We start from the raw sequence: 15,490 nt of genomic DNA, 5'->3' as shown, positions 1-15,490 counted from the left end.
ATCGTCAGGGAAGAAGACAATGGATATCGCAATCAGCACACACTATCAAGACTATCTGCTTTGGGGATTATTGCTCCTTGGCGGCCTGCCACTGCTCAGCTATCCCTTTGTAGTCCTCGCCAGCCTGATGGGACTTGCCAGCCGCACCACGATTAACGTGCACTGGTTTTACCGGCTGATGAATAAGAGTTTTCTGTGGGGAACCTTGGTTTATCCCTTAGTGTACATTCCCTGCTACTGGCTCGCGCGCGGGGAGAGGAGTTCATTATCCTTAGGCTATGCCGCCCTGCCGCTGTTCTTTTTGACCCTGCTGTACCTGTGTTTTCGCTGGATGGATGTACCAACCAAAGACAAGCCTTCAGATAACAACAAAGCTCCCGATTAGATCTTCTGCTGCCGTGCGTATTTTTGTTTAAATGCCTTATGGTTAGCCTTCACCAGTTTCCAACGGCTACAGCCATTAAAGCGCGCATACTCAGTGACTGCCGCCTCAAATGCTGCGCAAAAGTCATCATCCATGCCATCGAATCCAGCTTCTAAGGTCAGCAGCTGTAATAGCAATAAACCGCTTTGCCGCTCGGCTTTCACATCGACTCGACCCACGAAGCGGTCACGCCACAAAATTGCGAGGGAGTAATAGCCATATTGGCGTTTTTCGGCGGGAACATAGACTTCAATTTGATAATCAAAATCAAACCATTGCTTTAATCGCTGCCGCTGAATTAATAGATTATCGAAGGGATTGAGTAGCCAGACTCGGTTGGGTAGCGCAGCGGTTATTTGCAGCTCGGGGCGATAAAAATACCATTGCCCTTCCGCCTTAAAGCTTGCCAGCTCACCTTGGTAATGCATTGCGGCTAATTGTTCGGACACATGTGCCTTTATGCCCTTACGCAGATAAGCGATTTGTGCCGCTGAACCAAAGGCATGGGCATCGAGATAACGCTCAATTAGGTGCCGAGCAAACTCGGTCTCGCTCGGCGCTTGGGTATCAATTTGACTTGGGAGCACGCGCTCAGTCAAATCATAGCATTTTTGAAATTTATCCCTGCGCACCACCATTAACTCGCCGCGCATAAACAGTTGTTCCAGCGCCTTTTTAGCGGGTTTCCAATCCCACCATGCGCCGTTTTTGCCTTCTGCATGTTCAAAGTCACTGGCTTTAAGTGGTCCTTCGGCGCGAATGCGGGCGCGCACTTCCTGCATCACCTTATTGTCTGGCTCAAACCAATGTTTGCCGCCATTTTGCAGTTGTTGTTGACGTTGCAAACTAAAACGGTAGTCGGCAATGGGTAAATAGGCCGCGGCATGGGACCAATATTCAAAAATCTCGCCCTGCGCCAGCGCAGTATCTAGCATCTGCGGTTGATACTGCGGCATCCGGCTATGCAATACATGGTGATGTGCCCGTTCAACCACATTGATAGAGTCAATTTGCACATAACCAAGGCGGCTAATCAGCTCGCTAACTGAAGCCTGAGGCTGCAGTAAACCTTGCTGTTGCATATTTAGCTGTAACCACTCACGGGGTGAAAAAGGGCTCGACATGCACTCTCCAAAGGTCAATAACAGTGAATAACCACCTCAAATTGATGCCATTATCGACTTATTATCCAAGGGATAGTTGTCTCACTTTTGTCGGATATTTCGCAAACTTAACGCGAATTCGCCAGCTCACGGGCAACTTGAGTTAACATAAGCCATTTCCTCACTAAGGGCTATCGCTTTACCTTGAGACGAACAACGCGCTCATCCAAGGTTAGCCCGTCATTAAGGATTGATGAATGAATATCTATTACCGCGAAGCCAAACTCTGCGGCCGCAAAACTGGCAATGGCACTAAGCTGCCATTTTTGATGAATATGCTGTACTCACTCGCTGAAAAGAATGGTGATTTACAACCTTTTGCCATGGAGGATATTCAGGCCGTCCTGTTTAACCAGCATCATTCCATTGGCTGCTCCATCAAAGCGCCTTTGCCCATAGTCTCTTGGCGTAACGAAGCCATTTGGTACGAGCTATTCAAAGGTGAGCAGCCCGTATATCTACCCCAGTGCATTACTTTTACCAATGGCGCCGTCGACTTTGCGATTGTCGTGATTGGCGATGAGTATGAGTTACGTATTTGGCCTGACGCCAATAATCGTGAGCGTGAAAAACACCAATGGTTTTCACACCATGCTCCCGTCTATTCGGAAGAAACCGAAATCTTTAAGGAATGTCTTGAGGTGCTACTCAAACATATCCGCAAGGAAGATGACTTTGAGGCTAAACACCCGAAATTTGGCAAACAACGCACCAGTTCAAAATAGGTTTTAGCGCACTTAAAGGCGATTGCCATAATTTTGCCACTATTGATCAGCAACTTGCCCGCAACTTCCGTGGGCAAATCTGCTTTAATACCCGCCGTAATATCGAGTTAGCCCAATAGTATGCAATGGCGACTCGCGCGTATTTCATAGGGAATGAAATCCATGTTTAACATTATTTTCTGGGTACTCACGTTACTGAGTTTGGCGCTGTTTGGCGGCGCTATCTATTTAGTGGCGCGCGCACTCCTTAAAAAACTCAATCGTGATCAAGGAACCGATATGTCAACACAAGAGCCGTGGGCAGCAACTACGACAAAGGGAACGGCATTAAAAAACACCACCTTATTAAAAGCCATCACCATTGGCATACTGTCGATTGTGGCCTTGCTACCGCTCGGGATCATTATGGATATGACGTCCGATCGCGAAATGCTTTACAACAGCGTGGTCGATGAAATCGGCCGCTCATGGGGCGAGCAGCAAACCCTCTCAGGTCCTGCGCTAGTGATCCCTTATAGCTATTTTGTGATGCAGGAAGAAGTCAGTAACGACGGCAAAACCCGCCACGAAGTGAAGCGCACCTATCAAGATGAGCTGGTGATTCTGCCGAAAAAGCTCACTCTCGATTTAGACCTAAAACATGATTTCCGTACCCGTGGCATTTATCAATCGCTGGTGTATAACGCGGCGCTTAAGGGGCAGGCTGACTTTCGCTTAAATCGTTATGACATTCCTAACCTTATCGCCTTTGATAACAAAAATGCCCGTTTAGTCTTTGGTGTGTCATCAAACCAAGCAATTGATAAAGTAGAAAAGATTGAGGTGACAGGCGATTCAGTCTTACTCTCTGGCTCGCTGATGTCGGGCACAGGCTTGACGACTGGCGGTCTAGAGAAAGGCTTTAACCAAGGGATCCAAGTCGGCGAAGCAAGTGATTTTAGCGTGAACTTTGCCATGACACTGCGCGGCTCTCAGTCGATTAGTGCCCTGCCATTAGGTGAGCAAACCTTGTTGAATATCCATGCCGACTGGCCGCACCCGAGTTTTAAAGGCTTACTCCCAGCAGAGCGCGAAATCACTACCAACGGATTTACCGCCAACTGGAATATCAGTCACTTAACTCGCAACTATCCGCAGGAGTTTATTAAGAGTAATCAGTCGACGCTTACCGAAGTCGTCGCCAATGCCATGCTGTTTGAGCCTGTAACCCATTACGGCAAGATTGAGCGCTCAGTCAAATACGGCCTGCTGTTTATCGTACTGACTTTTATCATGTTATTTATCTTCGAGCTGGGTCAAAAGACCAGCCTAAGCACAGTGCAATATATGCTGGTTGGCAGTGCGATGGCCCTGTTCTACCTGCTGTTACTGTCACTCTCGGAGCATCTTGCCTTCCTGCAAGCCTATCTGATCGCCGCCTGTATTCCTGTGCTGTCGGTATCCGCTTATGTGGGCAGTGCCACCGCTAGCGTTAAACGTGGCGCAATTGTCGGCACTATGCTGGTGAGCTTGTATGCGGTGTTGTACTCAATACTGCAATTAGAAGATTACGCCCTACTGATGGGTACTGGCTTGTTATTAGTGGTTTTACTGATTTTGATGTTCGTAACCCGTCATCAACCCAAGGACACAGTGCAATAGCACCTACCGGTCCACCCTTGAAGACCCCCGACAGCGCACTTTTTGCTGTCGGGATTTTTTTATTGGCAAGACCACATGTGACATGTAGCCTATTGCGTTTACTCGGAGGCGAATATTTTGACTCATCCAGCCTATCTTCTACGTCGTTTGGCGCTTGTATGGTTACTGCTAGCAGCGATTCCAAGCCTACTGTTACTTACGCAAAATCAATTATTTCCGCTGCTCGATCTACAATCGCCCTTAGCCAGAGCCTTGTACTGGCTAACCACAACCGGCACAGCGCCCTATGGTGTTGCGACCGTTTTAGTCGTGTTGGCGCTTGCCTATTGTTATATGCCTAAAGCATTATTTATTAACTTGTTTTTAGCCATCAGCCTAAGCCAAGTATTAAGCCTAAGCACTAGCCATGCCCTTAAAAGCTTTTTTAAAGAGCCAAGGCCCAATCTGGTGTATCTATCTGAGCAAGCACTCCCAGATGATGCACAGTTAACTCCGCAAACCTTCTATCAACTCGCAAAACCAGAACGCTCACAGGCCATTGCTGAGGCGCTGACCGAGCTGCAAACGAGAACCTCAGCGGTAAAACTGTCCCCAAAAATCCACCAACATTGGGAAGATGAAATCGGCTATTCCTTCCCGTCTGGACACACCATTTTTGCCGTAACCTTAGTGCTAACCGCCAGCTACTATCTGCTTTTAGCGGGTTTACCTCTATTCACCAGTGCGTTATTGGTTTGGGGATTATTGATGGGCCTAAGCCGTATGCTACTCGGCATGCACTGGCCGCAGGATGTGCTCTTTTCCACCCTACTGGCCGCTATCATCAGCAGCTTAAGCATATTTTTGGTCAGTAAAATGCGTCTATTCACGCAAAGGTTTGTAAAAGCCACTTCGCAATAACGCCCTAGTTACATTGACTTAAAAGGGAATAACCATTTGTTCGTCAATGCACCTTGGATTGAAATGCCTGTGAGGCTCTGAACTGATTAGATATTTAATGTGATTGCTATTACACAAGATTTTTGGCAAACAGCGCTAACACTGGCAAACTAGGGGTAGAGTCCGCTACCCCTAAACTTTCCATGACTGAAACTCACCCATATAAACTCGACCAACTCGATTTAACCATTTTGCGTTTACTACAAACCCACGGCAGGTTATCGAATCTTGAACTGGCAACGAAAGTCGGCCTGTCGCCGTCCCCTTGCTCACGCCGCGTTAAAGCCCTAGAAGAAGCGGGTTATATTGCCGATTATGTCACGCGTCTGTCAGCGGATAAATTCAACCTACATTTGACTGCGTATATCCATGTAAGGATGGAAAAACACACGCCTGCAATCCTCAACCAATTTGAAGCCAATATACTGGGCTACGAAGAAGTCCAAGAATGCGCGCTGATCACCGGTTCTGAAGCCGACTATCAACTCAAAGTGTTAGTCCAAGATATGGCGCACTTTCGTACTTTTCTGTTAGATAAACTCACCACCAATGTGCATATCGCAGGTGTGCATTCCAGCTTCGTGTTGAAAAAGGTCAAAGAGCACACGGCCATCCCCTTAAGCCATATCACCATTGAACCCTAAGCGCAGTAAAAGTGACGGCCGCTGCGATAGCGTGAGACCAATGCAGCTATGGTTGCAGCGTCGCTACCCCAAGCAGCTCATCCTGCGAAAGGTATTTTTGGCGATAAGATCACAATTTATTAGGTTTTTACCATCGCAATTAATCGCTAAAGCGAGGCTGCCAGCCACCGCCACGAGCAACATAATCTCGAACCTCACCACAAATCAAAATTTAACACCAAAATCAAAGCAAAATACGAACAATAATTGCCGATTAACATCAATTTAACGCACAAAAATTGCGTTGAACTTCTTATTTATCCGCCTAAGATACGCCTTCTTTTTACGGGAGGCACCATGCAATCGGCCAATACAAATTCGACTAACCATTTCAGCTCACGCTTAGGTTTTATTATGGCGGCAGCCGGCAGTGCCGTTGGTGTCGGCAACATTTGGGGATTCCCCACCCAAGCGGCAACCCATGGCGGCGGTGCCTTTTTGCTGGTGTACCTAGTACTGATTTTTATCCTAGGCATTCCCATGCTGATGGCTGAACTTATGATTGGTCGCCACGGACAAACCAACCCCGCCGATGCCATGGGCAAACTCGGTTTCAACTCGCTCAGCCGCAATTTAGGCAAGACAATAGGATTAATTTCTATCGTAACAGCAGGGTTGATCTACACCTTCTACAGCATTCTTTCTGGCTGGTTTGTGAGCTACGCCATCGCCCCAATTGCCACGGCTATGGGCTCGCACGATACCGCCGCTTGGTTAGTGGATTTCTCGCTGTCGCGCAATCTGGTGTTCACGCTAATTTTTAGCGCACTGGTATTTTTGGTATTGCTGCAGGGCGTGCAAGACGGCATAGAGAAATGGTCTAAACGCTTAATGCCGCTATTGTTGATCATGCTGATCGCAGGCGTGGCTTATATCTTCACCCTCAATGGCGCGAGTGAAGGTATTACCGCACTATTAACGCCTAACGTTGCCAAGGCTATCGCGCCAGATACCTTGCTGAGCGCACTCGGACAGACCTTTTTCTCACTCACCATAGGCACTGGTGCCATGATGGTTTATGGCAGCTATTTGAGCCAAAAAGAGAATATTGCCAAATTAACCATCTGGGTTGCCTTTACCGATAGCGGCATCGCCTTTCTCGCTGCCTTTTTAATCATCCCAGCCATGTATGTGGCCCAGCATAATGGCGTGCAGATTTTTAGCGCTGAAGGCAAGTTAATCGATTCGGATGCATTGGTCTTTACTGTTTTACCCGCCTTATTCTCAACCCTAGGCGACACGGCCAACCTCATTATTAGCGTAGTGTTCTTTATGCTGCTGATCATCGCCGGCCTGACGTCAGCCATTTCCATCGCCGAGGTGCCAACGAGTTATGTGATGCAAAAATGTGGATTCAGCCGCCAACGTGCTACCTTGATCATCGGCCTATTGTTGACCTCATTATCCTTATTACTGGCGGTATTTTTTGAGACGCTATTTAGTTTCACTATCATGCTAACCACGCAAATGGCCCAACCGCTGGTCGCCCTCGGTATTGCGATTTACTTAGGTTGGATTTGGCGCCAAAGCCAGTTACTCAAGGCGATAAGTGGACAAGAGGGTGTCGATGCCACGGGGCTTTTCTGGCGCATTTGGCCAAGGTACGTGAAGTATGTTTGCCCAGTACTAATCATCGCGATCGCGATCAGGCAATTTGTGTAACTCTTTAAAAAAACAAAATCCCCGCTTAATGCGGGGATTTTTTATTGAACAATTAACAGATATAGGCTGCTTTTGAAGGTGGAAAGATTACTGCTCGATACCCACGATTAACCAAGGCGCGTTGGCTTGTGTAAGGTTACGCTCTAAATGCCAGATTTCCTTAATGTCTTCTTCGACACCTTCAACCGTATCACGGTAGCGGCCGCTAAACTTAACACTCACTTCCGCCAGATTAGCATTGTGTGTCGCGCGGACCAGTTCAGCATCTAAGAACATCACTTCTGTATGCTGTTCGCCAACGAGCTCACGGCGTTGGTTGCTGAGCTCATTAAAAAGCTCAATCGAAACATACTCTTGAATTTTGCTTAAATCGTTTTCGTTCCATGCTACTTGCAGGGTTTTGTAATGACTACGCGCGCCTTCTAAAAAGCTAGGTAAATCAAACCCCACAGGCAAATGGAAAGGCACTGTGCTCGCCGCTTGAGCAAAACCATTGCTGCCACTGTTTGCACTGCTGGCAAAACCGGTTTGTTCCGCTTGCTGGCGTTGCAGATTCGGATTAGGTTGACCCGCACCTGCGTAGGCAGGTCTTGGCTGGGTACTGGCTTTTGAAGCCATCAGAGTACGGACAATTTTAAACAGCACGAATGCCAACAGAGCGATAATCAAAATATCCATAAATTGAATATTTTCAAAACCTTCGCCCATAAATAGCGCAGCCAATAAGCCACCCGCTAATAAACCGCCTAACATGCCGCCCATCATACCTTTCTTGCCCGCAGCAGGTGCTGGCGCAGCGGTAGGCGGGGTTGTGGGAGTATTAGTTGCCGCAGGCTGAGCCGGCGCCGTTTGATGACTTTTGCCAATAGACTTATTACTGCCGAATTTTTTTGCTTCTGCGACGGGACTAGCAGCCAAGCTAACCGCAAAAATCATCGCCAGCATAATAAATAACTTTTTCATTTATAAGATCTTTGTATGTATAACCAGAGGTGCAGGCATCATAGCGGGATGACATTATATGTCAACTATCAAAAGAGGGGCCTAGGCTTACAAACTTCGTTTGTTCTTCTAAATCAAAATCAAAGTCGTGTGGACTTCCTCACTGCTTGTTCAACTTGACTCAACTAAGAATGCTTCTAACGATATGATTATTCGGCTATGAATGACGTGAGAATCGATTAAGCACTGTCATTCCAGTGACACGCAGCAAGCACATCCCTGTGTGCTCGACCGTGACATCCCTGTCACGAACGGTCACTTACATGCCAGTGCTTAATCCCGTTAACTTCCGTGTATCCTGATAGCCAGAACTCCGAAACCCGAAGCCAAGATCTAAGTACCATCTAAGCAGATATAGCTTTGGAAGAGCCATTAACACAGTCGCCATAGTGAAAAAAATGCATGTCCTATCTTTTAGGTCATTCCAGTAACTCACAGGCTTTAGTTATAAAAAGATTCGACGAAGAGTACCTAAAAAGATGTGTATGTTCTGACTCTGCGACGTAAGAAGTGATTAAGCACTGTCATTCCCAACAGTAATCTGTCCCCCCTCTTACAAATATACACTCTGTAAATTTAACAATGGTTAGCTCGTTAATTAAATTGTTAACTAACGGCCAGCGAATAAATAAAACAAGTGAAAATTACAAAAGTTGATAACGAGCAGGTTAATTTAAAGTTGTTCGATAACGTCTTCCAGTTATAACCAAGAATCAGAATGTATGGTATCCACACGACAGCTGAGTATAGCCACATTAATCCAATTACTAGATTTCCTTCATGGCTTCTTGTATTTGCTGTATCAAGAGTAACCCAAATACCTTGCAAGCAATAATATGTAGGGAAAAGCAGAATAAAGCTTAAAATTATCATCCATACTTTAGCACTAATCATCAGTATCAATCTCCATTTGCAACCTAATGCCCACTTAATATCCTTACTACTTACTAACAGTCAACCCACTTTATAGAAGCTTAACAAGGCACATATTGTAAATTTTTCACATATCAAAACTTAAAATATCCCAAAGCTAGATTTCCACTTAAACACATTGCGGGAATGAAGAAAAAATATCTTTCACCATAAAAACCTTATAAACCAAACCTTATCATAGAGGCAAAGCGTTTGCGGTATGGTGTTCGTTCATATCTGATCCTCTAGCCTAAAAAATACCGCACATAGGAATATAGGGAGTGTCACTTTGATAGCAGAAGCATTATTGGCCATGCACTACATGATACAAATAAAAATTGCTATTGGTGTTATGCAACCAAGTACGTAAGTGATAATACTTACTCTAATACCCTCTAGGTCTTCATCATTTGGACCGTATAACGGGTATTTACCAATAGTTACAACTCTCAGTACAAACCACCCAATCCAATACCAAGGCCGTGTAATTATGCCCTGCTCAAGCAATAATACTAACAATCTAAATATCCATATGAAAGGCTTAACAATTAATTCAAAAATATCCATTTATTATTGGTAACCTTAGATTATAAGCAGTATTAAGCCACCCCAAATGAGCACATCATTAGACACGATACCAATCACTGCTTTTGTACTTTTCAGGAATATCTTGTTCAAACGGTTCGCTATAGCCAAGTTTACCTAGCTCATCAAACCATTGTTCACGTCTTGATGTAGGTAACCTAGAGCCACACCATGGGCAAAAATTTATCGTGATTGATGATGTGCCGCCGTCATGAATAATCAATCCGTACTCATCGAATTTATCAGAATAATTAATAAGATGAACGGCGCATTCCTCCACGTGGTGGTCGCATTTGTTGTTTATAAAACTTTTCATTTGTTCACAGCAGTGATTCATAAGGTACCTGCATAATAGTAAAAAATTTAACGAGCCGCCCATTGTTAAACTCTTGAAATGCCCTAGTTGTAAAAAACCGACTATCAGGTATAGCAAAGCCTTAACCGGATTAAGCACCGTCATGGAAGTGACCGTTGGCGGCATGGATGCCGCCATCGAGCCTATAGGGACATATTCACGGCGTGTCACTGAAATGGCAGTGCTTAATCAATATACCCCCGCACTAAAGAACGGTACTGTCTCTATAAAAAATCCCCGCATTACGGGGATTTCTAAACTATCAAAGACAGCTAAAACTAACTAAGTTACAAACACTTTCCATCCGATTTATCATCGGAAGACAGTGCTCGGCTAATGCTGCCGAAGATGGCGGTTAAAATCCCGATGCCCACATCCATCTGCCGGGCATTGCTATCATCACCGCTGGCCTCGCGTTGACTCTGATTGCCAGCTGTACCTCGTACAAAATCACAACTGGTATTGCTCATATTGCTGGAGGCACAACCACTTAAGATCAGAATCAAACCGCCAATCAATAAACGTGAACTCACTGAGCGCAAACTCACTCTGCGTAACATCCTTATACGCGAAACTGACATATTAGTTCAGCACCTCTTCTAGGGCGCGCAAACAGAGCGCGACATTCTCACGGCGGGCACCAAAGCCCATTAAACCGATACGCCAAGCTTTACCCGCTAGAGCACCAAGACCGGCACCGATTTCAAGGTTGTAATCCTTAAGTAGACGCGCGCGCACGGCGGCATCGTCAACGCCTTCAGGGATATAAATGGCATTAAGCTGCGGCAAGCGTGACGCTTCGGCGACCACAAATTTCAGGCCGAGTTTTTCAAGCCCAGCGCGCAGCACTAAATGCATATCTTTGTGGCGTTGCCAAGCCTGCTCTAAACCTTCTTCGGCCAATAAACGCAGCGACTCGTGCAAGGCATAAAGCGCATTAACGGGCGCGGTATGGTGATAACTGCGCTTGCCACCAGCGCTGGTCCAATAGGCCATCACCAGACTTTGATCGAGGAACCAGCTCTGCACCGGCGTTTTACGGTTTTTAAGCTTTTCCACCGCATTGGGTGAGAAAGACACAGGCGATAACCCTGGTACACAGGAGAGACATTTCTGGCTGCCAGAATAAATGGCATCGATGCCCCATTCATCGACTCTTAATTCCACACCGCCGAGGGATGTCACCGCATCGACAATCGATAAACAGCCGTATTGTTTTGCCAGCGCGCACAGGGTTTTAGCATCACTCAATGCGCCTGTTGAGGTTTCGGCATGCACAAAGGCGAGAAACTTAGCATCGGGGTTAGCCTTAAGTGCCGCCTCAACGGCAGCAGGATCGACCGGCGTGCCCCATTCGTTATCCACAACCACGGCAATCGCACCGACGCGCTCGACGTTTTGGCGCATACGCTCACCAAACACGCCATTGCGGCACACAATCACCTTTTCGCCTGGTTCGACTAAGTTAACAAAGCAGGTTTCCATGCCCGCACTGCCGGGTGCCGACACAGCCATCGTCATTTCATTTTTGGTTTGAAACGCATATTGGATCAGGCTCTTAAGCTCATCCATCATGCCAACAAACAATGGGTCTAGGTGACCAACGGTCGGTCTTGCCTGCGCGGCTAATACTTCAGGATAAACATCCGATGGACCTGGTCCCATCAAAATGCGGCGAGGGGGATTAAAGGCAGAAAAATGCGGTGCAGGTAACATCATGTCTCCTTAATGCGTAGGGTCGAGGTCTGATTACTAGAGCATTCACTCTTAACTTGTTAAACCAAACTACCACAAAAAGGGGCGCCTGTGCGCCCCTCCTTTGGCCTAAGTTGTAACCTAAGGCTAAGTGACTACACAGGCAGGTTGTTTTTTCCTTTTCCGGCATTCAAAAACAGCTGATAAGCAGGGCTTTGGGTCTCTTCTTGATAGACAAATCCCAGCTCAGTTAAAAACTGCTGAAACGGCAAGGCATCGCCCTCGGGGACTTCAAAACCTGCCAGCACTCGGCCAAAGGCCGCGCCGTGATTACGGTAATGAAATAAACTGATATTCCACTTGCTCTGCAAGGTAGTTAAAAACTTCAGCAGCGCCCCCGGATGCTCAGGAAACTCGAAGCTAAATAGGCGCTCCTCTAGCGGCTCTGGTGGATGACCACCGACCATATAACGCACATGCAATTTCGCGGTTTCATCAGCGGATAAGTCCTGCACCTCAAAGCCGTTATCTTCTAAGGTATTGATGATCTGCTCTAATTCGCCATGGCCTTTGGTCAGGCGAATACCCGCAAACACCACTGCCATATCGCGACTGCTAAAGCGGTAGTTAAATTCGGTCATCACCCGCTTTTCGAGCAACTCACAAAAACGCAGAAAGCTGCCGGGACGCTCGGGCACTTTAACCGCCAGCACGGCTTCTTTTTGCTCACCTAACTCGCAACGCTCCGACACATATCGCAGGCTGTGGAAGTTCACATTCGCGCCACTTAAAATCGCCGCGACTTTTTCACCCTTACCACTCTCGCCTGCGGCATTGGTACTGACATATTTTTTAAGCCCAGCAAGGGATAAAGCGCCCGCAGGTTCGGCAATGGCGCGGGTATCCTCAAAAATATCTTTAACGGCAGCGCAGATTTCGTCGGACGTGACCGTCACCACTTCATCCACAAACAGCTTGGCTAAGCGGAATGGCTCAGTGCCGATACGTTTAACCGCAACACCATCGGCAAACAAACCAACTTGAGCCAGCGTGACAGGCTCGCCCGCCTCCATCGCCGCTTTTAAGCAGGCCGCATCCTCAGGCTCAACCCCAACGATTTTGACCTGTGGCATCACCGCCTTGTAATAGGCCGCAATCCCAGCAATTAAGCCACCGCCGCCTACGGGCACAAATACCACTTCGAGGTCGCGCTGCTGTTGCAACATTTCTTGGGCGATTGTGCCTTGGCCTGCGATAACGGCTTCGTCATCGAAGGGGGCGATATACACCCGACCTTCCTGCTGCGCCATTGCCATCGCAAAACCATTGGCTTGATCGAAGGCTTGACCGTGCAACACCACGTTGCCACCCAAACGGCGCACCGCATCGACTTTAATATCCGGCGTAGTTTCGGGCATCACAATCACCGCATCCACACCACGACTGGCCGCCGACATGGCCACGCCTTGGGCATGGTTACCCGCCGAGGCGCACACCACGCCGCGTTGACATTCGGCTTGGCTCAACTGGGCGATACGGTTATAGGCGCCGCGCAGCTTGAAGGAATGCACTGGTTGCATATCCTCACGCTTTAAAAACACTTGGCAACCCAAACGCGCCGAGAGTTTATTAAGGCTGGAGAGTGGCGTCACTTTCGCAACGTCATAAACCGACGACAGCAGGATTTTTTGCAAGTAACTTTGCGCAAGCTGACTCTTTTCTAAGGCAGAAGTGGCCGGCTTCGACTGAGAGGCCTGCGCCTCAGCCTGCTCCGTTTGCGATGCTGCGAGAGATAACATATCAGTCCTCCAACTTACTGCGATCGCGCACCGCGCCCTTGTCGGCACTGGTGGCAAGCATGGCGTAGGCTTTAAGTGCCATAGATACAAAACGCTCGCGACCAACTGGCTTCCATGCCATTGGACCACGCGCTAACATGGTCTCACGACGCCCCGCTAACTCGGCATCGCTCACAGCGAGCTTAATACTGCGCGCTGGGATATCGATTTCAATGCGATCGCCGTTTTCAATCAAGGCAATCGTGCCGCCAGCCGCGGCCTCGGGCGACACATGGCCGATGGATAAACCTGAAGTGCCACCGGAGAAGCGGCCGTCGGTGATTAGCGCGCAGGCCTTGCCTAAGCCGCGGGATTTTAAGTAACTGGTGGGGTACAACATTTCTTGCATACCCGGACCACCTTTTGGCCCTTCGTAACGAATCACCACCACATCGCCCGCCAGCACTTCGCCACCTAAAATGCCAGCGACTGCATCGTCTTGGCTTTCGTACACCCGAGCACTGCCGATAAAGGTCAGGTTAGACTCATCCACACCGGCAGTTTTAACGATACAGCCGTTGTCCGCCAGATTGCCCGATAACACGGCCAGACCGCCCTCTTGGCTAAAAGCAAATTCGCGGCTGCGGATACAACCTTCTCGCCTGTCATCGTCCAGCGATGGCCAGCGGCAGTCTTGGCTAAAGGCTTTAGTGGTGGGAATGCCAGCAGGTCCCGCCATAAAGAATTGTTTTACTTTGTCATCTTGGGTTTGCATCACATCGTACTTGGCGAGCACCGACTTGAGATTGCCCCCCGCATCGGCAGCAACGTGTGGCACATCGGTATGCAGCAGTCCGGCGCGGTCTAATTCGCCTAAAATGCCCATCACACCACCAGCGCGGTGCACATCTTCCATATGGTATTTAGCGGTCGACGGCGCCACCTTGCACAGATGCGGCACTTGGCGCGACATACGGTCGATGTCATCCATAGTGAATGCCACGTCTGCCTCCTGCGCCGCAGCTAATAAGTGCAACACAGTATTGGACGAACCGCCCATGGCGATATCTAGCGCCATGGCGTTTTCAAAGGCTTTAAAGCTGGCGATGTTGCGCGGCAGTGCCGAGACATCATCTTGTTCGTAGTAACGTTTGGTCAGTGCCATCACGCGGCGACCCGCTTCTAAAAACAGTTCGCGGCGGTCGCTATGGGTCGCGAGCATGGAGCCGTTGCCCGGCAGCGACAGGCCTAGGGCTTCGGTTAAACAGTTCATCGAGTTGGCGGTAAACATGCCCGAACAGGAGCCGCAGGTTGGACACGCACTACGTTCGATCTTGGCACTATCTTCATCGCTCACACTCGAGTCGGCCGCGGCCACCATGGCATCGACTAAGTCGAGCTTAATAAGTTTGTCCGACAGTTTGGTTTTACCCGCTTCCATCGGCCCACCCGAAACAAATACCACGGGAATATTGAGGCGCAGCGCCGCCATCAACATACCGGGGGTGATTTTGTCGCAGTTAGAGATACAAACCAGCGCATCGGCGCAGTGGGCGTTGACCATATACTCGACGCTATCGGCGATCAGTTCCCGCGAGGGCAGACTATAGAGCATGCCACCGTGGCCCATGGCGATACCATCATCGACAGCGATGGTGTTGAATTCTTTGGCAATACCGCCCGCCTCTTCGATGGCGCCCGCCACCAGTGAGCCCATATCTTTTAAGTGCACATGGCCGGGAACAAACTGAGTAAAGGAGTTGGCAATCGCAATAATCGGCTTACCAAAATCATTATCTTTCACCCCTGTGGCGCGCCATAGCGCACGGGCACCCGCCATATTGCGGCCTTCGGTACTGGTTGCTGAACGTAACTTTGGCATTGACTCTATCCCTTATCTCAAATCGAAAATCGTGCCCTTAGGGC

The 15,490-nt window shown here is 48.3% G+C and carries 13 protein-coding genes; 6 read left to right on the top strand and 7 right to left on the bottom strand.

What is annotated here, in order from left to right; translation table 11 throughout:
• Positions 1-19 precede the first annotated feature (19 nt).
• Positions 20-385, top strand: a complete 366-nt coding sequence (locus tag KXJ80_RS04270; RefSeq protein ID WP_218737910.1) for a hypothetical protein — start codon at positions 20-22, stop codon at positions 383-385.
• Here KXJ80_RS04270 and KXJ80_RS04265 read toward each other — a convergent pair.
• On the bottom strand, positions 382-1,548 hold the full coding sequence (locus KXJ80_RS04265) for a winged helix-turn-helix domain-containing protein (protein ID WP_218737909.1): 1,167 nt from the start codon (positions 1,546-1,548) through the stop codon (positions 382-384). The genes KXJ80_RS04270 and KXJ80_RS04265 overlap by 4 nt on opposite strands.
• A gap of 236 nt (positions 1,549-1,784) precedes the next feature.
• Here KXJ80_RS04265 and KXJ80_RS04260 point away from each other — a divergent pair, with 236 nt between their 5' ends.
• The 5 genes from KXJ80_RS04260 to KXJ80_RS04240 all read left to right on the top strand — a co-directional run bounded on the left by KXJ80_RS04260 (position 1,785) and on the right by KXJ80_RS04240 (position 7,237).
• On the top strand, positions 1,785-2,312 hold the full coding sequence (locus KXJ80_RS04260; protein ID WP_218737908.1) for a hypothetical protein: 528 nt from the start codon (positions 1,785-1,787) through the stop codon (positions 2,310-2,312).
• A 162-nt stretch (positions 2,313-2,474) separates the two neighbouring features.
• The gene (gene creD, locus KXJ80_RS04255) at positions 2,475-3,953 is read left to right on the top strand and encodes a cell envelope integrity protein CreD (protein WP_172588028.1); all 1,479 of its coding nucleotides are present in this window, start codon (positions 2,475-2,477) and stop codon (positions 3,951-3,953) included.
• Between the two features lie 117 nt (positions 3,954-4,070).
• Positions 4,071-4,853 (top strand): phosphatase PAP2 family protein, encoded by a 783-nt coding sequence (locus KXJ80_RS04250; RefSeq protein ID WP_069454095.1) that lies wholly within the window; start codon positions 4,071-4,073, stop codon positions 4,851-4,853.
• Positions 4,854-5,035: 182 nt separating this feature from the next.
• The gene (locus tag KXJ80_RS04245; RefSeq protein WP_037427707.1) at positions 5,036-5,536 is read left to right on the top strand and encodes an Lrp/AsnC family transcriptional regulator; all 501 of its coding nucleotides are present in this window, start codon (positions 5,036-5,038) and stop codon (positions 5,534-5,536) included.
• A 336-nt stretch (positions 5,537-5,872) separates the two neighbouring features.
• Positions 5,873-7,237, top strand: a complete 1,365-nt coding sequence (locus tag KXJ80_RS04240) for a sodium-dependent transporter (protein ID WP_218737907.1) — start codon at positions 5,873-5,875, stop codon at positions 7,235-7,237.
• Positions 7,238-7,324: 87 nt separating this feature from the next.
• On the opposite strand, the gene KXJ80_RS04235 is transcribed toward KXJ80_RS04240, so the two are convergent.
• From KXJ80_RS04235 to ilvD, 6 genes are all read right to left on the bottom strand, one after another.
• Positions 7,325-8,200: a Tim44 domain-containing protein gene (locus KXJ80_RS04235; protein ID WP_069454093.1), complete on the bottom strand. Its 876-nt coding sequence runs from the start codon at positions 8,198-8,200 to the stop codon at positions 7,325-7,327.
• 1,576 nt (positions 8,201-9,776) lie between these two features.
• A complete protein-coding gene (locus KXJ80_RS04230; RefSeq protein WP_243578462.1) occupies positions 9,777-10,217 on the bottom strand; it encodes a DUF6980 family protein in 441 nt (146 codons plus the stop codon).
• Between the two features lie 161 nt (positions 10,218-10,378).
• Entirely contained in the window at positions 10,379-10,639 is a 261-nt protein-coding gene (locus tag KXJ80_RS04225; RefSeq protein ID WP_259474531.1) for a hypothetical protein, read from the bottom strand.
• A gap of 34 nt (positions 10,640-10,673) precedes the next feature.
• Positions 10,674-11,807 (bottom strand): pyridoxal-phosphate-dependent aminotransferase family protein, encoded by a 1,134-nt coding sequence (locus KXJ80_RS04220; protein WP_218737905.1) that lies wholly within the window; start codon positions 11,805-11,807, stop codon positions 10,674-10,676.
• A gap of 134 nt (positions 11,808-11,941) precedes the next feature.
• Positions 11,942-13,585, bottom strand: a complete 1,644-nt coding sequence (ilvA, locus tag KXJ80_RS04215) for a threonine ammonia-lyase, biosynthetic (protein ID WP_259474530.1) — start codon at positions 13,583-13,585, stop codon at positions 11,942-11,944.
• A 1-nt stretch (position 13,586) separates the two neighbouring features.
• Complete coding sequence (gene ilvD / locus KXJ80_RS04210; protein ID WP_218737903.1) at positions 13,587-15,446, bottom strand: dihydroxy-acid dehydratase; 1,860 nt, start codon at positions 15,444-15,446, stop codon at positions 13,587-13,589.
• Positions 15,447-15,490 lie beyond the last annotated feature (44 nt).

The sequence above is a fragment of the Shewanella xiamenensis genome (assembly GCF_024971755.1).
Classification (GTDB): domain Bacteria; phylum Pseudomonadota; class Gammaproteobacteria; order Enterobacterales; family Shewanellaceae; genus Shewanella; species Shewanella xiamenensis.
This window is presented reverse-complemented; position numbering and strand designations above follow the sequence as displayed.